This window comes from Kitasatospora sp. NPDC057940, from assembly GCF_042887425.1.
GTDB lineage: Bacteria > Actinomycetota > Actinomycetes > Streptomycetales > Streptomycetaceae > Kitasatospora.
Genome location: NZ_JBHVPH010000002.1, coordinates 503381 through 520531, shown reverse-complemented (window position 1 = coordinate 520531; position 17151 = coordinate 503381). Strand labels below are relative to the sequence as shown.

14 protein-coding genes and 1 pseudogene are annotated in these 17151 nt (G+C 72.0%); 3 read left to right on the top strand and 12 right to left on the bottom strand.

Features of this window, described 5'->3' with window-relative positions; translation table 11 throughout:
- Positions 1–33 precede the first annotated feature (33 nt).
- The 8 genes and pseudogenes from ACFVTF_RS05785 to ACFVTF_RS05750 form a co-directional block, all read right to left on the bottom strand.
- Positions 34–276 (bottom strand): ferredoxin, encoded by a 243-nt coding sequence (locus tag ACFVTF_RS05785; RefSeq protein ID WP_387809486.1) that lies wholly within the window; start codon positions 274–276, stop codon positions 34–36.
- A complete protein-coding gene (locus ACFVTF_RS05780; protein WP_387809483.1) occupies positions 273–1481 on the bottom strand; it encodes a cytochrome P450 in 1209 nt (402 codons plus the stop codon). The genes ACFVTF_RS05785 and ACFVTF_RS05780 overlap by 4 nt, the downstream gene beginning before the upstream one ends.
- Before the next feature lie 581 nt (positions 1482–2062).
- Complete coding sequence (locus ACFVTF_RS05775; RefSeq protein ID WP_387809480.1) at positions 2063–2863, bottom strand: VOC family protein; 801 nt, start codon at positions 2861–2863, stop codon at positions 2063–2065.
- A gap of 12 nt (positions 2864–2875) precedes the next feature.
- Positions 2876–3115 (bottom strand): annotated as a pseudogene (locus ACFVTF_RS05770) (transposase); the annotation flags it as partial.
- Between the two features lie 21 nt (positions 3116–3136).
- Positions 3137–4261 (bottom strand): polyprenyl synthetase family protein, encoded by a 1125-nt coding sequence (locus ACFVTF_RS05765; protein ID WP_387809477.1) that lies wholly within the window; start codon positions 4259–4261, stop codon positions 3137–3139.
- Between the two features lie 1295 nt (positions 4262–5556).
- On the bottom strand, positions 5557–6354 hold the full coding sequence (locus tag ACFVTF_RS05760) for a phytanoyl-CoA dioxygenase family protein (protein WP_387809474.1): 798 nt from the start codon (positions 6352–6354) through the stop codon (positions 5557–5559).
- Between the two features lie 459 nt (positions 6355–6813).
- Positions 6814–7125, bottom strand: coding sequence for a hypothetical protein (locus tag ACFVTF_RS05755; RefSeq protein WP_387809472.1), 312 nt, complete (start codon positions 7123–7125; stop codon positions 6814–6816).
- A 555-nt stretch (positions 7126–7680) separates the two neighbouring features.
- A complete protein-coding gene (locus ACFVTF_RS05750; protein WP_387809469.1) occupies positions 7681–8610 on the bottom strand; it encodes an NADP-dependent oxidoreductase in 930 nt (309 codons plus the stop codon).
- 50 nt (positions 8611–8660) lie between these two features.
- Between ACFVTF_RS05750 and ACFVTF_RS05745 the strand changes: the two genes are divergently transcribed.
- The gene (locus ACFVTF_RS05745) at positions 8661–9287 is read left to right on the top strand and encodes a TetR/AcrR family transcriptional regulator (RefSeq protein ID WP_387809467.1); all 627 of its coding nucleotides are present in this window, start codon (positions 8661–8663) and stop codon (positions 9285–9287) included.
- 233 nt (positions 9288–9520) lie between these two features.
- Complete coding sequence (locus ACFVTF_RS05740; RefSeq protein ID WP_387809464.1) at positions 9521–10555, top strand: polyprenyl synthetase family protein; 1035 nt, start codon at positions 9521–9523, stop codon at positions 10553–10555.
- On the opposite strand, the gene ACFVTF_RS05735 is transcribed toward ACFVTF_RS05740, so the two are convergent.
- The 3 genes from ACFVTF_RS05735 to ACFVTF_RS05725 all read right to left on the bottom strand — a co-directional run bounded on the left by ACFVTF_RS05735 (position 10539) and on the right by ACFVTF_RS05725 (position 14777).
- Complete coding sequence (locus ACFVTF_RS05735; RefSeq protein WP_387809461.1) at positions 10539–12248, bottom strand: FAD-dependent oxidoreductase; 1710 nt, start codon at positions 12246–12248, stop codon at positions 10539–10541. The two genes, ACFVTF_RS05740 and ACFVTF_RS05735, sit on opposite strands and share 17 nt — an antisense overlap.
- A 388-nt stretch (positions 12249–12636) precedes the next feature.
- Complete coding sequence (locus tag ACFVTF_RS05730) at positions 12637–13446, bottom strand: isocitrate lyase/phosphoenolpyruvate mutase family protein (protein WP_387809458.1); 810 nt, start codon at positions 13444–13446, stop codon at positions 12637–12639.
- A complete protein-coding gene (locus ACFVTF_RS05725) occupies positions 13443–14777 on the bottom strand; it encodes a hypothetical protein (RefSeq protein ID WP_387809455.1) in 1335 nt (444 codons plus the stop codon). The genes ACFVTF_RS05730 and ACFVTF_RS05725 overlap by 4 nt, the downstream gene beginning before the upstream one ends.
- A gap of 210 nt (positions 14778–14987) precedes the next feature.
- Here ACFVTF_RS05725 and ACFVTF_RS05720 point away from each other — a divergent pair, with 210 nt between their 5' ends.
- Positions 14988–15287, top strand: coding sequence for a hypothetical protein (locus ACFVTF_RS05720; protein ID WP_387809452.1), 300 nt, complete (start codon positions 14988–14990; stop codon positions 15285–15287).
- Between the two features lie 161 nt (positions 15288–15448).
- On the opposite strand, the gene ACFVTF_RS05715 is transcribed toward ACFVTF_RS05720, so the two are convergent.
- A complete protein-coding gene (locus ACFVTF_RS05715; protein ID WP_387809449.1) occupies positions 15449–16591 on the bottom strand; it encodes a protein-L-isoaspartate O-methyltransferase in 1143 nt (380 codons plus the stop codon).
- Between the last annotated feature and the right edge of the window lie 560 nt (positions 16592–17151).

Here is a 17151-nt window from a genome sequence, read left to right as displayed (position 1 = left end):
GCGGCCGGCACCACCGGACGCCAGCGCACCGGATCAGCGCGCCGGATGCACCCGGATCGCCGAGGCCGGGCACATGGCGGCCGCCTGGCGGGCCAGTTCCGCCGCCCGCGCGCCGGGCTCGGCGGCGAGCACGACGACCTGCCCGGCCTCGTCCTGGTCGAACACCAGCGGCGCGGTCACCGCGCACTGCCCCGACGACACGCACCGCGAGGTGTCCGCCTCCACCCGCGCGACCGGCCTCTCGTACAGCTGCTCGTACGGCTGCTCCTCGTTCACCACAGGACCGGGACCTCGCTGAGGCCGCCCGCCAGCCGCTCGTCGTGGTCGCGCAGGCTCCGCGCGTCCACCGCCAGCCGCAGGCCGGGGAAGCGCCGGAACAGCGCGGTCAGCGCGACCTGCATCTCGGTGCGTGCCAGCACGTTGCCGATGCAGTAGTGGCCGCCGTGCCCGAAGGCCAGGTGCGCGTTGGGAGAACGCGACGGGTCGAAGGTGTCCGGCTCCTCGAACACCCGCCCGTCCCGGTTCGCGGCGTTGATCGCCACCAGCACCGCCTCGCCCCGCGCGATCGCGGTCCCCGCGACGGTGACGTTCTCACGGGCGTAGCGGGTCAGGCCCAGGCCGCCGGGCGAGGCCATCCGCAGGACCTCCTCCACGGTGGCGCGGGCCAGCGCCTCGGGGTCGGCGGCGAAGCGGTCCCGCCGGCCGGTGTCGCTCAGCAGGAACAGCACACCTAGGTCGATCCGGGCCGACGTCGTCTCGTGGCCGGCGAACAGCAGCCCCACCGCCAGGCGGGTCATCTCCCCCTCGGTGAACGATGGGTCCTGCGCCTGCACGGCCAGGATGTCGCTGATCACGTCCTGCCCCGGCTGCTTCCGCTTCTCCTCGGCGATGCCGGCCACGTACGCCTCGAACTCGGCCATGGCCGCGGCGCCGTCGGCCTCGCCGTACAGCGCGGCGATCCGCTCCGACCAGCCGCGCAGCAGGCCCCGGTCCGCGACCGGCACACCCAGCAGCTCGCAGATCACCATCACCGGCAACGGGAACGACAGGTGGTCGTGCAGGTTGACGGCGCGTTCCGGATCCCGCGCGCGCTCCTCCTCCATCGCGTCCAGGCAGGACGCGGCGAGCTCCCCGATCCTCTCGCCCAGCCGGCGCATCCGCGGCGCGCTGAACGCGGGCGCCAGCATCCGCCGCATCCGCGTGTGCTCGCGGTCCTCCTCCTCGGGCGAGGGGGCCGGGCGCGTGTGCAGCGCCGACTCCGAGATCCTGGGCGCGCCCTCGAAATCGGGGCGCAGCCGGGAGAAGCGGGTGTCGCTCAGAACCTCCCGGGCCTCCTCGTAGCGGGTCACCAGCCAGGCCGGGTCGCCGACGGGTGTCGTCACCCGCGTGATCGGGCCTTCCTCGCGCAGACGCGCGAACAGCGGCGCCAGGTCCAGGGCGTCGGGGCGCTCGAAGGGTAACTGCGGTGCGGGGGCGGTCATGATGGGTCTCCTCACCGGCCGAAGGGCCACAAGAGCAGCGAACGCTTGGCAGAACCGCCCTCTCCTGCACGTCCGGACCGGGGTGGATGAGCGGCGTCCCGACCCAACAAGTGAGAGTCAGCTCTCTCTTCTCTCGGGAGCGTAACACCGTCGGCACGCACAGTCAGCCGCCAGGCGAAATCGGCCTGCCCGGTGGCGGGACGGGCCCGGCCCCCGGCCCCGGTACTGGCGAACCCGCCCGTCCAACTGCCGCCGGCTCCTCACCGGACCCATCCCGCCGGTGACCGCGCGTGGTCAGCCGTGCGCGGTCGGCCGCCTCTCGGCTTCCGCTTTCGCGGCCCGACGGCCAGCCCGGCGCGGCCTCTTGCCGGCGAATCGGCACAACGGCCGTCGCCGACAGAGTCGATCCCGTCTCCTGCCGAGCACACCAGACGGCGCAACCGCCGCCCCTCGCACTCAACGTCCACGACAGCGGGACGCTCCCCAGCCCACGACCACATACCCACCGCTCGCGACACCATCGCGGAGGACGAACCGCGCCCCCGCCCGCACGATGGCGAACGTGCCCCGTCGCTCCGGCGTCAGGCCGCCTTCGACTCGCCCCTGAGCACGGCGAAGACCGCTCCGGCCGGGTCCACCACCATCGCCAACCGGCCGATGCCTGCCGCGTCCATCGGCGCGATCAACGGCGTGGCCCCGAGCTGGACGGCCGCGTGGTACGACGCGTCGCAGTCGGTGACACCGAAGTACGGGTGCCACTCCGACGCCGACCCGGCGTCCAGATGCATCTGCTGAAGCTGGAGGATGCCGCCGTGCGCGGTGTCATCCCCACTGCCCGCACCGGGCGCCGAAGCAACGCTGTAGGTCAACCCCCCACCCATCGCCATGTCCTGGTAGGTCCAGGCGAACACGCTGCGGTAGAAGTCCTGGGCCGCGGCGGCGTCGGTGGTGTAGAGCTCCGTCCAGCACAGGGCGTTCGGCTCCATGACCGCCTCCAGGCCCTTGATGTCACCCGGCTGCCAGACCGCGAAGTCGGCGCCCGTCGGATCGGTGAACTGCGCGAGCCGACCCGCGGTGAAGACGTCCATCGGCGCGGTCCGGACCCGACCGCCGGCCTGCTCCACCGCCTTGCTGGTGGCCTCCGCGTCCGTGGTGAGGAAATAGGGCGTCCAGGCCGGGGCCGCGCCTTCCTCCTGGCAGGGGCCGACGGCGCCGACCGTCCTGCCGTCGAGCTGGAAGAAGCCATAGCCCCCGGCGTCCGGTCCGGCCGACTGGAAGGTCCAGCCGAACAGCGCGGAGTAGAACGCCGCGGCGGCGTCGACGTCGGGGACACCGAGGTCGATCCAGTTGGGTGCGCCGGGGACGAAGCGGGTCGTCAGCATGAGGGACTCCGATCACGCGATGGTCAGTGCCGGTTCCCAGCATGGCAGCGGAGCACTGCCAGCAGCCGCATCGTCACCCGCTGGGGCGATCAGCGCACAGACGAAGCCCCTGATCGCGGGGGTGCGGAGCACGTTGCAGACCGTCTCCCGGGGCGGACAGTCGCGTGGGAGGTACCGCCAGGGAATGCCGGTGCGGTCGACGTACGGGATCGCGTCCAGGAGATCGCGCAGTTCGCGCTCGGGCGGCCGACCTCCCTTGAACGGTCCGGCTGTTCATGCCGTTCGTTGGACGGCTTGGCGGGCGATGTGGCGCAGAGTCTCGGATGCCGCGGGGTCGACCGGTGCGCCGTCCAATGCGGCCAGTGCCTGGTCGTACCGTTCGGCGATCATGTCGTTCACCATGTCGCGGGCACCGGATGCGGTGATGATGTGGCGGGCGGCGTCGGCCTGGTGTTGCGTCAGGGTGGGGCAGCCGAGGTGCAGGCGGAGCCGGTCGGCCTGGGCAGGGCTGGCGTGTTGCAGGGCGAGGGCGATCAGGACCGTGGCCTTGCCCTCCCGCAGGTCGTCGAGCGCGGGCTTGCCGGTCACCTTCGGGTCGCCGAAGACGCCGAGGAGGTCGTCGCGCAGCTGGAACGCCTCGCCGAGCGGGATCGCATACGCGGAAAGGGCGTGCAGCAGGGTCTGATCGGCACCGGCGAGTGCGGCGCCGAGTTGGAGTGGCCGCTCGACCGTGTACTTTGCGGTCTTGTACCGGATGACCGTCAGGGCGGTGGCGACGCTGGGGCTGTCCGAGCCGGTATGGGCCAGGTCCAGGTACTGGCCGAGGGTGACCTCGGTGCGCATCGCGTCCAGCAGCGGCAGGATGCGGGCGAGTTGTTCAGGGGTGGGGTGGCCCTGGTGGAGGAGTTCGTCGGACCAGACCATGGCCAGGTCCCCGATCAGGATGGCTGCGCCTTCGCCGAACCGTTCCGCGGGCACCTGCTGCGCCAAGTGCGGGTGCTGCCGGCGGTACTGGTGGGCCTGGGAGCGGTGGACGGTGGGTCGGCCGCGGCGGGTCGTCGAGCGGTCCATGACGTCGTCGTGGATGAGGCAGAAGGCGTGGAAGAGCTCCAGGGACGCGGCCAGGTGCCGTGCCGTGTGCGGGTCGCCGGTGCCGCCGGCGGCGTGCCAGCCGACCAGCGCGAGGACCGGGCGGATGCGCTTGCCCCCGGCATCAAGGAATTCCCGCAGCGGCGCTGCCACGTTCGGCAAGCGCCCGCCCGCCGTCGTCGACTCTCCCTTGCAGGCCAGGAAGGTGTGCAGGACCTGCTCGACGTCGCTCTTAAGACGCTCCGGATCCAGCGAGGGGGCCGGCGGCGGGGTGGAAGCCGGCACTGCGGCTGAGAAGGGCAGGGTCATGGCAAGGGGTCCTCATCGGAGGCGTCGACGGATTCGAGGCTGGGGGCGGGTGGTTGAACACCAGGAGGCGCGGGCTGAGCCACGACGGATACATCGGCTCGGCCGTTCCCGCCGCGCGGAGCCGTAGGGGCACTGGGGGCTGGACGTGCGCCGAGGACGTACTCATCAAGCACCCGGCCCGACCCGAGCGGCAACATCCGGGTAGTGATCCATGTGTGCACGCGTTGAACGGACAGCCCGCGTTCGACGCCGCCCTCCGAGCCCAACCCCTGGCCCCGCCGTACCCCGGGGGCAGGCAAGCACCAACTGGTCCCCGCTACCTGCCGTGATGTGACGTCACCATCGCGCGCCCGGACCCAGCGTCGGGGCACGGTCACACCAGGAAGCGATGGGCGCCGCGCTCAGCCAGGGCGGCCCTTCGGTGCTCGAGCGGTTGGGACCGTGAACGGATGCGACCGTCGTGTGATGCCCCGGACCACCCGGTCGCCGCGACGGATCCGACCCCGCAGGCCTCCCAGGGCGGCGGGAAGTTCACCACCGGAGACAAAAGCGCACGCACGCAGGGGCGCCCACTTGTCCGACAACGAGCATTCGTGGCGAAAGACGCCCGCCGCTCTTGTCCCTACCCGTGCCAACAGCCTACCCGTGCCAACGCTTTGGCCGCTCTGGGCGGGTTCCCTGCGCGAGCCAGGCTTGGTGCACTGACGAGGCGGGGCCGGGCCGCGGCGTGGATTCGGCCACGTGTCATCAGAGGCCTGGCCAAAACCGAGCCGCAGCCTGTCACAGCAGCGGCACTCCCTGCGCCGGGAACCGGTGCGCAGTCGGGTCGGACCGCGCCCCCGAGCAGGTACACGATCGACGATCCGGCTGTCACCGACGAGGTCTTCGACCAGATGGCCGCGTGCGGAGTCTGTGGCGGCGGGGCAGCCTTCATGGCCTTCTCCGCCATGGTGGCCGAGGCGGGAAAGCGGAAGGGGGATGCCGGCCTTCCCGCGGGGGAGCAAGAGCACCGCTCTGTCCTGTGTGCCGGCTGCGGGAGTGCCGCTGTCACGGCTCAGGCGCCGGCACGTGCCGGGCGCCCCGCGGCGCGTCGCGGCGTCATGACTGTCACCCGGCTCGCCGACGCCGACAAGGCTGAGGACCGGCTCTTCGCGACGGCGAAGGGAGCGCCCTCGGTCTACCGCGAAGCATACGAGCCGTACGGGGACCGGCTCAGGGCCAACGGCCTGTCAGGAGCCGATACTTCGGCGACCACCCGCCACCACTACCTGATATCAGTTGTGTCCGTGCTTGGGTCAGGGCAGCGGAGTTGGTTCGAGGTTGACGAAGTAGGCCGGGCGGGGCGTCGGCCAGTCCGTCGGTGCGTTGTCGACCGGGTTGTAGCTGATCAGCGCGAGGGTGCGCGGTCGCCGTGAGCGGTTGGGGAGGGACCCGTGTACGACGTTGCTGTCAAAGAAGACCACACTCCCCGCAGGCCCACATGCGGTGAACACCTCGCGGCCGCCTGACAGGGCCGTGGCCCCGCCGTCGGAGATGGCGAATGACAGGTTGGCGGAGACTGCGGCCGACCAGTCGTCGGCTTCCCTGTCGGTGATCTCTTGGTGGTCCATGGCCTCCAGCTCTTCGTGCAGAGCAGGGCCCGTGTGACTGCCGGGGACGATCCGAAGCGGGCCGTTGTCCTCGTCGATATCGTCGAGGAAGATGCCGGCGGTGAACGCCCTCGGTGCGGGCAGGCCGTCTTCGGCCTGCCAGTAGGTGAAGTCCCGGTGCCATTCCCATTGGTCGCCGGCCTCAGCGGACTTCGGGTTTACTTTCCACTGGAGGACGTACAGGTCACTGTTGCTCAGGCTCTTGGCTGTCTGCGAGACCACCGAGTCGGTCGCCACCTCTTGCCATACGCCTTCTTTCCGGTGCAGTCCGTAGACGGCTCGCACTGTGGTTCCGTCGTCTTCGAGGAACCTCTGCGGACCGGGCTCGTCGAGCACCTTCGGGAGTTCCTCTTGAATTCTCTTCAGGAGGTCTCGCGGCAGCAGTCCGGGAAAGAAGACGAATCCGTCGGTGCGGAATTTCTCTGCGTGGTCCAGCTCGATCATTGGATTCCTAGCGTGTTCAGAATTGGGTGGACACCTTCGAGGTCGTTGTAGCGGAAAACCGGCGTCGCATCCCCGGCCGCATCGAGCATCCCGCGCGCATGGGGTCACGGCGGACGATCTCGTGTGTGTCACCTGCGCGCGGCCTCCAGGGAACTGGTCTCCCGCCCGCGGGCGGCAGGAGCGACGCCACTGAGCACCAACATAAGCGAGGTGCATCCTGGCGGCCACGTGTGGTGATGATCACGCAACCCTCGTCGCCCTGCCGGGCGAATAGCGGCAGCCACTGCCTCACGGTGTGCTGCCCAGACGGGTCAAGGACTCGCGACCACCGCCCTCGACGCGGACATGCGGGTACAACCCGCTGCGCTTCTTCACCTGAGGGGCGCAGCTTTCTTGATGACGACATGGACCCTGGACAAGCCCTATCGTCCCAGGTCAGCGGCACTCCTCGTTCTTTGATCACGCCTCGGCCAGCCTCGCTCGTGAAAGCGCGAGGCTAGGGGCGGACCAGGCGGAAGTCGACGCGATGCTGTAGTTGCCCTCATGGTCCAGGATGAAGACCACAACGGTGCCGTTGCCCGGTGCGTTCGTCAGGAGCGCGTAGTCCCAGTTGTCGTAGACCTCGAACGTCACCCCCCTGCCCGAATCGTCCTGGACGAGGTGGACCGGGTCGTAGACGACGTCCCGCTTCCTGCCGGCCGGGGCCTGCGCACTCGACACCGGGGCGGTCAGCGACAGCAGCACGAGGCAGCCGACGGCGGCGGTCGCCATCCTCCGGATCAACCGGCGCGGCGGCAGTGGATTCCGCGCGGATGTGCTCCTATCGGTTCGGTCTGCAGGTCCTTTGCTGACCAGCCATTTCCGCCGCGCGTGAAGTGGCATTCGTCGATGGTTGCGGTGCGTCAGTGATTTCATGCAGAAGAGGGACTGTGGAAGACAGGTCTCGATACGGATTGCCGATCTTTTGACCGATTTCCGGGCATGCATTCTGAGTCTGCTTGAGACTGTGCCTTCCGCTGACGGTCGTGAGGACCGGGTGGAGGACATGATGACTGAGGGCGAAATTCCGATGGGTGCTCGTTCGTCGGCCCGCCCCCGCCATGAGTGGAACAGAGAACCGACCGAATGAACGATGAAGGTCTCCACCAGGCGCGGCCCGATCAGCGGGGCCCGCCGCCCGGATGTCCGCGCCATCCACGTCGGTGACGGCGAGCGCGGACCGTCCCCGGACGGTGATCGCCGAACCGCTCGCGTTGGCGCCCGTACCGAACGCGGCGAGGGCAGGCACGTGGGTGTCAGCAGGGCGAACGTTTGCGTGATGCGGTATCAGAGGGTGAGGACGATCTTTCCCCGGGCATGGCCGGTCTCGCTCAGTCGGTGTGCCTGGGCCGCGTCCTCAATGGTGAAGGCGGCCGCGACCGGAACGGTGAAGCGGCTCTGCTGGGCAAGGACGGCGGCCGCGGCGAGTCCGTCGACCGCCTGCCGGTCGGCTCCGGGGCCAGCCGATCGTGAGAGGTGCACCCCGTACTTCGCGGCGCCCAGGTCGGCGATGGTCACCACCCGCTCCGGACCTGCTGTGAGGTCCACCAGATCGGGCAGCGAACCGGATCCGGCGCAGTCCAGGACGGCGTCGACGCCGTTCGGTGCGAGGGCGGCGACCCGCTCCCCCAGCCCCTGGCCGTACGTGGCCGGTATCGCTCCCAGCCCCGCGACGAACTCGTGGTTGCGTGCGCTGGCCGTACCGATGACGGTCGCACCGCAGGCCACCGCGAGCTGGACGGCGACCGTGCCGACCCCGCCGGCCGCGCCCTCGATCAGCAGGGTCGTGCCGGCGCCGACCTCCAGCCGGTCCAGGACGCGCGTGGCGGTCTCCACGTTCGCGGCCGCGCCGCCGGCCTGCTCCCAACTCAGCGCGTCCGGCTTCAACGCCCAGGCCGCCAGGACCGCGTACTCGGCGTTCGCGCCGCCCAGTTCGGCGAGATCGACGATGCCGAAGACCTCGTCCCCCGGCCGGACACCGGTCACTCCCGCGCCGACCTCGTCGACCACTCCCGCGGCATCCACGCCGAGCACGTGGGGCAGGCGCAGCGGTGTCATGTCGCGCAGCCGGCCCGAGCGCAGAAGGCAGTCGGCGGGCGTGAGGCCCGAGGCGCGTACAGCCACCCGGATGTGGCCCGGTCCCGCGTGGGGTTCCGGTACGTCGGCGACCTCAAGGACATTGGCGGGACCGTACTCGGCGAAACTCAGTGCTCTCATGGCGTCGAACGCTAGTGGAACACCCCGTCCGTTTCGTTAAAGTGAGAGCGGTGACGAACCGATTGCCTCACTCCCTGCGCTCCGATGCCCGGGACAACCGCGAGCGCATCCTCGCCGTGGCCCGCACGACGTTCGCCGAGCAGGGGCTGGACGTGGCGATGCGCGAGATCGCGCGGCGCGCCGAGGTCGGCCCCGCGACCCTCTACCGGCACTTCCCGACCAAGGAGGCGCTGGTCACCACCGTCTTCACCGAGCAGATGGCAGCCTGCACCAGCGCGGTCGACGAGGGGCTGGCCGATCCCGACCCGTGGCACGGCTTCTGCCGGATGATCGAGCAGATCTGTGACATACACGCACGGGACCGGGGCTTCACCGCGGCCTTCGTCACAGCGTTCCCCCGTGCGACCGACTTCGCCGCGGACCGGGCGCGCGCACTGGACAAGACCGCCGAACTCGCCCACCGGGCCAAGGCGGCAGGCAAGCTGCGCCCGGACTTCGTCCTGGACGACCTGATCATGGTCCTCATGGCCAACAGCGGCATCCGGACCACCACGCCGGCCACCACCATGGCCACCTCACGCCGCCTCGCCGCGCTGCTGATCAAGGGCATGCGCGCCGAACCCGCCGACCCGCCGCTACCCCCGGCGGTCCGACTGCCGCTGACAGTTGTCACTTAGCACCGCATCAGACAGTGGGCATCTCATCAGGGGTGCCGACGCGCGGTCGTCACCTGGGCGGACAAGTGCCGCCGTATCTCACCCGACCGAGTGATCACCGGCTTAGCTGATGACCGGACTCCGGGCGATCCGGGACGGGCCCGCCGGACCGTCGGGAGGCGCGGTCGCGTACGCTCGCCCGGGTGCCGCAAGGGTGTGGGGCGGCGGCCGGACCGGGGAGGCAGGGGTGGGTGTTGTCGGATCGTGCGCGGGCCGAATCGGTCCTCAAGGACGCGGCTGCCGCCTGTGACGCGCACCTGCGGCGCTGGGTAGGGCAGTTGGACGGCGCGGTCGGGCAAGTCGCGGCCTACCAGTTCGGATGGACCCGCGACGGATCCCCCCACCGGCGGCACGGCGGCAAGAACGTCCGAGCGGCCCTGGCACTGACCTGCGCCCGGGCGGTGGGAGGAGACCCCGAGCGGGCGGTGCCCGCCGCCGTGGCGGTGGAGATGGTGCACAACCTGTCGCTGCTGTACGACGACGTCCTGGACGGCGACGCGCTCCGCCGCCACCGGGCCTCCGCCTGGGAGGTGTTCGGGCCGGGCGCGGCGACCAGGTCGGCCGACGCGCTGCTGATGCTGGCGTTCGAAGTGCTCGCAGGCCCCGACGGCGAAGCCGTCGCCGGTGAGGCGTCGGCGGCTCTGCTGGACACGCTCATCCAGCTCGCGGTGGGTGAGAGCCTGGACGTGCTGTTCGAGGCAGAGCCCCGTATCGAGCTGTCCGAGTGCCTGGAGATGGTGTCGGGCAAGACGGCGTCGCTGATCTCCTGTGCCTGTCGGCTGGGCGCCCTCCACGGCGGCGGCGGGCCGGAGCAGGTCGAGACCCTGGCCGCGTTCGGACACGATCTGGGCATGGCGTTCCAGCTGGTGGACGACCTGCTGGGGATCTGGGGCGACGAAGCGGTCACGGGCAAACCGGTCTTCGCGGACCTGCGGGCCCGCAAGCTCTCGGTGCCGGTGGTCGCCGCGATGGCCTCGGACACCGCGGCGGGCGACGAACTGGCCCGCCGCTACGCCCAGCCGGCCGGCCCCGGCCGGGTCGGGGAGGCGGAGCTGGCCCGGCTGGTGGAGGAGGCCGGCGGCCGGCGCTGGACGGCGGAGCGCGCCGCCGAGCACGCGGACGGCGCCCGACGCCGGCTGCGGAGCCTCGCCGACGGCCCCGGCGCGGTGCCCGGCGCCGTCGCCGACCTCGACGCGCTCTGCGAACTGATCGTCACCCGGTCCTACTGAACCGGTCGCCCCCGGCGCGGGAGGACCAGGGCGCCGGGGTGTCGAGGATGTGCGCACGGCCCTGGCGGTAGAGCGCGGCGTCCACCTCCTTCAGGCGCCGCAGTTCCCCCGGCTCGTAGAGGGCGTGGACCACGGCCGGCTCGGCGCCGTGCCCGGCGGCCTCCAGCAGCGCGTTCGCCGCCGCCCGCCCGCTCTGGTTCGCGCCCTCCATGGTGGCCAGGTTCACCGGGCAGCGGACGAAGTCCCCGGCCATGAACAGGTTGACCGCGGCCGTCCGAGCCCGCGGGCGCAGCGCCCAGGAGCCGGTGGTGTTGATCAGCAGGGCCTCGTCGTTGGTGGCGGGACCGGGGCCGTCGAGGTTCTTGACGGCAGGGTCCAGGTGCCAGGAGTGGAGCAGGCCGTCGTGGAGGGTCCGGCGGCGGCCGTCGTCGAGGGCGTCGGCGAGCTGGGCCCAGACCTCGGCGACGACCTCGGCCCGGGTGCAGTCGCGGGCCGGCTTGCCGTAGAGGATGCCGGGGGTGTCCCAGGCGGAGATGTCGACCGAAAGGCAGTCGGCCACCGTGCCGTCGCCGTAGGTGGCGCGGAAGTCGGTGTCCCAGAACTGCGCCTGGCTGATGGAGGTCAGGGCCCACGGGGAGTCCTGGTAGATGACGTGGCCGCGGGTGATCGGGGTGGGCTCGGTGAGGTAGAACTGCAGGCCGACCATCCAGTCGGTGCGCAGGTCCGCCGTCTTCTTCAGCTCCGGGTCCGCCTCGGCCAGGCCGCGCTCCAGCAGCGTCCCGATCCGGTCGACCGGGAGCGCACACACGTACCAGTCGGCGGCCGCCTCCCGCCGCCGGCCGCCCGGGCCGCGCAGGACGGCGCCGACGACGGCGCGGCCCCGCACCGTCAGGCGCTCCACCTGCCAACCGAGTTCGAGCCGCACCCCCAGCCGCTCCAGGTGCCGCACCCACGGGTCGATCCAGGCGGTGCTGGTCGGGGCGTTCAGGACCCGGTCGGCGGCCTGGGCCTCGCCCCGGCCGAGGAAGCCGTAGCCGAAGGCCTCCAGGAACCCCCCGACGGTGTGCGCGCTGCACACCTCCGCCCTGGCCGCCACGACCGTACGGGTCGCCCCGACGACGCACACCTTCCGGTACTCCTCGGAGGCACCGTCGGCGGCGGTGAAGTCCCACCACGACATCTGCTCCCACTGCCCCAGCCGCCGCTGCTCGCTGCTGGTCATGTAGACGAGCAGCCGGTTGGCGAAGTACAGCAGTTCCTCGTTCAACTCTCTCCCGGCGCCCAGCTTCATGCCCCGGGCCCGCAGGATCTGCAGGGGCGTCCTCGGACCGGCGGCCAGAGACACGTCCGAGACCGTCTCCCCGATCCTCCCCGACCGGGCGGACAGCATCTGCGGTGCCTCCCGCAGGTTGCCCTCCACGCCCGAGGGCGAGCCCGAGAGGGGGATCCGCCGCATCGTGTCCGGCAGGCTCCGGTAGAAGCCGGGGAAGAACCGGAACCCGTGCTCGCTGGGCAGGTCGAGCCGCCCGCCGGTACCCGTCCCGGGAACCGAGGCGCTACGGGCCTTCCCGCCCCACCCGGAGGGCTCCACCACGGTCACCTCGAAGCCGCGCTCCGCCAGCTCCATGGCCGCCGTCAGCCCGGCCACCCCGCCGCCCAACACCGTGACCGTCCGGCCCGAACGCCCCGACACCGCACGCCCCTCCCCCGGCCCACGGCCGCCCACCCGTCCTACCCGTCCCACCCGATCCGTACGGGAACGATAGAGCAGGCCGTGGCCGTCACCCCGGCGGGGCCCTCCCCGCGGCCCCCGGCACCCCGCGGCCGCGTTGCCGGCCCGAGCCGCCGGGCCGGAACGGCCCCCGGGAACCGGCCACTTCGGCCCGGCCGGCCTGGAGCGGCCGGGACCCGTCACTGGGCCCGGCAACCCAGCAGCGCAGCGAATCGGTATCGGAGCGGGTCGGCCAGCCATGACGGCAGCACCGGCACAGGTCTCCCCAGCGATGACAGAGCGTCGTAACTCCACGTGTCTGGTGCGGCGCAAGCGGCGAGAGCGATGCGCCTGGGTGCCAGTCGGGTCCTCAGCTCCCGGGCGAGGCCAGGGCCTGTACTGCGGCATAGCCCGGAACCGATGACGTCGGTGGGAGCACGCCGTTCGCGCGCAGGCTGGCGGCGGTGTTCACGGCCGCACCGAGGGCGAGTCGGAACAGCAGTGAGCCGAGACTGACCCGGCGCACGCCGAGTTCGGCCAGGCGGGTGAGTGATGGCCCGTCCGGTGTGGCGAGGACGTTGAGCGGCAACGCGGTCGCGTCCACCGCCGCGGCGATGGACGCCGGATCGGTCAGACCCGGCACGAAGACGCCGTCTGCGCCCGCGTCCTGGTAAGCCGCCAAGCGGGACGCCGTCTCCGCGTCGCGTCCCCCGCCCAGCCAATGGGTGTCGGTGCGGGCGTTGACGAAGAGCGAGGGCACGGCTGACTTGACCGTGGTGATCTTCGCCGCGTGCAGGCGCGGCGGGGTGAGAGCGCCGTCGGCGCGGCCGTCCTCCAGGTTGACACCGACCGCGCCCGCCTCGGCGAGTTCCACCGCGAGGTCGGCGACCTCGGCCGGGTCGTCGCTGAAGCCGCCCTCGATGTCGACGGAGAGCAGGAAGGGCCCGCCACCGATCCGGCGCGCGAGCCGCAGCGTCTCGGCACGGGTCAGGCCGGCCCCGTCCGGCAGCCCGGCCGCGGCGGCGACGCCCAGGCTGGTGGTGCCGACGGCGGGGAAGCCGGCCGCGGCCAGCGCGGCTGCGGAAGCGTGGTCCCAGGCGTTCGGCAGCAACAACGGTGCGCTGGGGCGGTGGTGCAGTTCGCGGAAGGCGATGGCGAGGGAAGCACCGACAGTGCTCATGACTGGTCCTCGGGGTCGGCGGCGGCGCCAAGAGAGCCGACGGCCCCGGCGTAGTAGTCCAGCGAGCCGGCGACGTGCGCGGCGAGTAGTCGGAAGGACCAGCCCGGGCCGGGCGAGCGGTCCAACTGCGCGTCGCTCAGCGTCCTGAGGCGGTCGTCCCAGATCCTGCCGAGCCGGACCAGGCGGCTGCGCGCCTCGTCGAGGTCCTCCGTGGTGAACGGCACGAGGTCTGCGGGCGTGGTGGTCACCGATGCGTGCCAGTGGTCCGGCTGCGGCTCCTGGCCGGCCAGGCGGGCCTCCAACTCGGCGAGGTGGTCCACCATATGGTCAGCGACCCGGCGGATCGCCTTGTGCGGAGTGTAGACGCGGCCGTCCAGTGTCAGCGGTCGCCCGTTCCAGGCGGTCCAGGTCGCGGCGAGGTCCAGCACCCGTGCGACCGCCTTCGTGATCTGCCCGGCCGGGTCGTCCCGCTCCAGCAGCCCAGCGGCGAGCGCCACCGCCTGAGCTTGGCCCGGACACCGGTGCGGCCCCGCGCCGAAGGCGAGAAGGACCGGATCGGCGTGTGCGCCGATGTCCGGATCGGACTGGTCGCCGTCGGCGGGGGCGACCGGCTTTACGGCGGTGACATCGATCAGCGCCACCTCCCCGGCCCGGAGGTCCAGCGCGCCTACGCGGACGTCGGCCAGCGCTCGTCGGCGCAGCGCGGTCACCGGCGGGTCCTGCCGCAGCACCTCGGCGAGGAGGGCGTCCGCGCCACCCGGCGGGAGCCCGTCCGGCGCGGCCCGGCGGGCGTGCTCGACCAGTCGGGCGGTCGCATCGCACGCCTGCACCAACAGCCCGATCCGCTGCGCGGCGGTCTCCAGGTCCTCCATGCCGTCCTCCTGGACGGTCCGGGCGAGCAGCGACGCGACGGCTTCGTCGGCAATCTTCCCCTGGGCAGGCGTCAGGTCGCTGCCGAAGTATCCGGCGGACGCAGTGATGACTGCGTCGGCCACTGCGTCCGTACTCGGCAGACCCAGTTCCTCGGCCAGGATGCGTACGACAGTGTGCCGGTCGTCCGCGCCGACCGCAGAGCCGGCAGCCGCCTGGCGCAGTTCGCGCGGGGCCAGGCGCGCAATCTCCTCCGCCACGTGCGAGCGCCGACGGGCGTGCGTCTGGGCGTCGGCGGTGAAGCGGGCGACAGTGGCGCGCAGCCAGGCCAGTGAGCCTGCGGGCGCGTCCGCCGCGTCGGCGACAGGTTCGGGGACCAGCAGCGGCTGGTCGAGCGCCGCACGGGCGTAGGCGTACGCGGTGACACGGGGGGAGAGGACGGATGGGTTGGAGATCGTCATGTGGCCAACGCTAGGTGCGGGAGACTTCGGCACGCGCCGAACCATGGCCGGGGCAGGAGAGGCCCAATTCCTTTGGACTGTCCACGGGTCTCGCACCCGGCCCCGGTCCTCTACCTCCGCCGCCGGGCCCGTCCGGCAGCGGGAGCGGTGGCGGACTTGCCTGCGGACGGAGGCCTGGCAGCCGCGCGTCCCCGCCTGTAGCGTCGCGCCATGACCGAGGAGAGCACCGCCAGGGCAGGCAGAGAGTTCTACACGTTCGACGGCCGGATCCTGGAGGTCTTCGGCAGCGCTCCGAAGCGCTTCCACATCCGGAACATGGACCTGCGGGTCACGGGCCCCGACCGGAAGGGGAGGCGGACCGTCGAGGTCGTCGCCGGTCCGCCCGAAGCCCCGGCGACGCAGCACACGTGGCATCACTCGGCCGAGGAATGGCAGCGGGCGCAGGGCCTGGAAGCGCTACTCGAAGAGGTACGGGCGGGTATCGCGGCGGTCCGGGAGCACGGAGCCTGAGGGTCTTCCTCAACCGTGGTTGAGGACGGCCGCCGCAGCCCTGTCAGGGGAACGGATGCCGCCGCCCGGGGGCGCCGAACGCGCCGTCACCGAGTAGGCCCTCGGGGCGCTGCGACGGCGTCCCCACCGCGCTTCCCCGGTCAGTGTCCGGCCGGGGCTGCCTACGCGATGGGCCAGCGGGGGCCGTCCGGGCCGCCCTGCCACGCCCACTGTTCCTCAGGGGTGACGGTGATCCCGTAGTCATAGCGGTCCGGTCGGCCGAGTTCCTCCCACCGGGTCCAGGCGGCGACCACCTCGTCCCCGATGCGGCGCGGTCCGCCTTGGAGGAGCAGCGGTGCCTCACCGTCGCCGCGCGCGGTCACCGTGGCCCACGACCGGGTGCCGTCGTGGATCCAGGCGTTGAGGCCGTCGTCGTCCCGGGCGGTGAGCACCACAGCGTCCGGGACGGCCACCCGCAGGGCGAACCGCAGGTCCCAGTCGTCGAGCAGTTGCGAGTCACGGTCCAGCGCCTGGCGGGTCTCGGGCTCGGTATTGCCACGCACCTGCGCGAAGGCGGCGCTGCCGGTGCTCGGCTGCGCCGGGCCGTCCCGGTCGCCCATGAACTGGGCCAGGCCCTGGACCCATCCTGTGGCGGACCGTCCGTCGTCGGCGACGGTCAGGGCGACGTGGCCCAGCCGCCCCCAGGGATAGACGATCCGTCCGCCCGGCCGTACCGCCGCCACCCAGGACCAGGGGACGATCTCCACGGCGTAGGTCGCGTGGAGACGGTCGACGGGGCCGCCGCCGGGCGGGCCGCTGCGGGTGCCGTTGCCCAGGGTGACCTCGGCGTCGAGTCCGGCGGCCGCGAGCCGGGCACGCGCGAACCCGGCCAGGTGCCCGTCCACCTCGGTGGTCACGACCAGGCCCGGCCCGGCCCGCCAGGCGGCCAGCGCCGCCGTCCAGCCCTGGCCGGTGCCGACGTCCCACACCCGGTGCCCCGGCTCCACCCTGAGGCTGTCCAGCATGTCCGCCACCACCGAGGGCGCGGACAGCGACGAGGACGGCCGGCCGCCGTCGAGCTGGGTGACCGCCGCGGAGTAGATCCCGGAGTACAACTCGGCCGCCCAGCCGCCCGGATCCGCCGAGCGGTCGAGCGGCACGTAGGCCCGGTTGTCCCACCGCCACAGCCGGTCCGGCGCGAACGCGTCGCGCGGCAGCGCGGTGAAGGCGCCACGCAGCCACGGCGAAGCGGCCGGCCACGCCCCGCACCGCTCCATCTCCGCGTCCAGGCGCGCCCGGCGCCCGGCCAAGTCCTCGTCAGCCACCGTTCTTACTTACGGTGCTTGCCGTCGGACGGCGGAGCCGGGGGGACCTCGCCGTCGGCGTTGTTGGGAGGCGGTGTGCCCTTCTGAGGATCCGGCGGCGGCTTCTCGTGCTCACCCATCGTCACTTCCCCTTCGGTCGTGTGCCGGACACGGTCGGCCGCCCATCCTCGCGCACCTCCACGCCACGCGGTAGACGGCGTGCAGGAGCGCCCAGGGGGCGCGCACGAGAGCGTCCACCGCGCCGAGCAGGTCTTGGGTTCCAGCGGTCGTTGCGACACCTTTGGGGCTTGCGTTGCGACGAGGTCTGGATCTCACCTCGGAAAAGCGGGGTCAGATCAGGGGCTCAGGCGCCGATTTCGTGAAGTGGCTCGTGAGGCCGTTACGGTCCGTCGCCGGTCCGAGCTCGCCTGAGACCTGTGCTGGGCGGCTCACGGCGAGAGAGAATGCTCGGCATGACGACTTGAAGAGCACCCGCCGGGCGGCAGCACTGGCGCAAGGTCATCACCGGGTGGGCCGCTTTCGACGACGAACGCCGGATCTGCGCAGCCTGCGGAGCGCCG

Excerpts from the sequence above, each read along its gene's own strand:
- ACFVTF_RS05780 (WP_387809483.1), bottom strand. The coding sequence starts at position 1,481 with ATGACCGCCCCCGCACCGCAGTTACCCTTCGAGCGCCCCGACGCCCTG.
- ACFVTF_RS05775 (WP_387809480.1), bottom strand. The coding sequence starts at position 2,863 with ATGCTGACGACCCGCTTCGTCCCCGGCGCACCCAACTGGATCGACCTC.
- ACFVTF_RS05765 (WP_387809477.1), bottom strand. The coding sequence starts at position 4,261 with ATGACCCTGCCCTTCTCAGCCGCAGTGCCGGCTTCCACCCCGCCGCCG.
- ACFVTF_RS05760 (WP_387809474.1), bottom strand. The coding sequence starts at position 6,354 with ATGATCGAGCTGGACCACGCAGAGAAATTCCGCACCGACGGATTCGTC.
- ACFVTF_RS05755 (WP_387809472.1), bottom strand. The coding sequence starts at position 7,125 with ATGGCGACCGCCGCCGTCGGCTGCCTCGTGCTGCTGTCGCTGACCGCC.
- ACFVTF_RS05750 (WP_387809469.1), bottom strand. The coding sequence starts at position 8,610 with ATGAGAGCACTGAGTTTCGCCGAGTACGGTCCCGCCAATGTCCTTGAG.
- ACFVTF_RS05730 (WP_387809458.1), bottom strand. The coding sequence starts at position 13,446 with ATGAGCACTGTCGGTGCTTCCCTCGCCATCGCCTTCCGCGAACTGCAC.
- ACFVTF_RS05725 (WP_387809455.1), bottom strand. The coding sequence starts at position 14,777 with ATGACGATCTCCAACCCATCCGTCCTCTCCCCCCGTGTCACCGCGTAC.
- ACFVTF_RS05720 (WP_387809452.1), top strand. The coding sequence starts at position 14,988 with ATGACCGAGGAGAGCACCGCCAGGGCAGGCAGAGAGTTCTACACGTTC.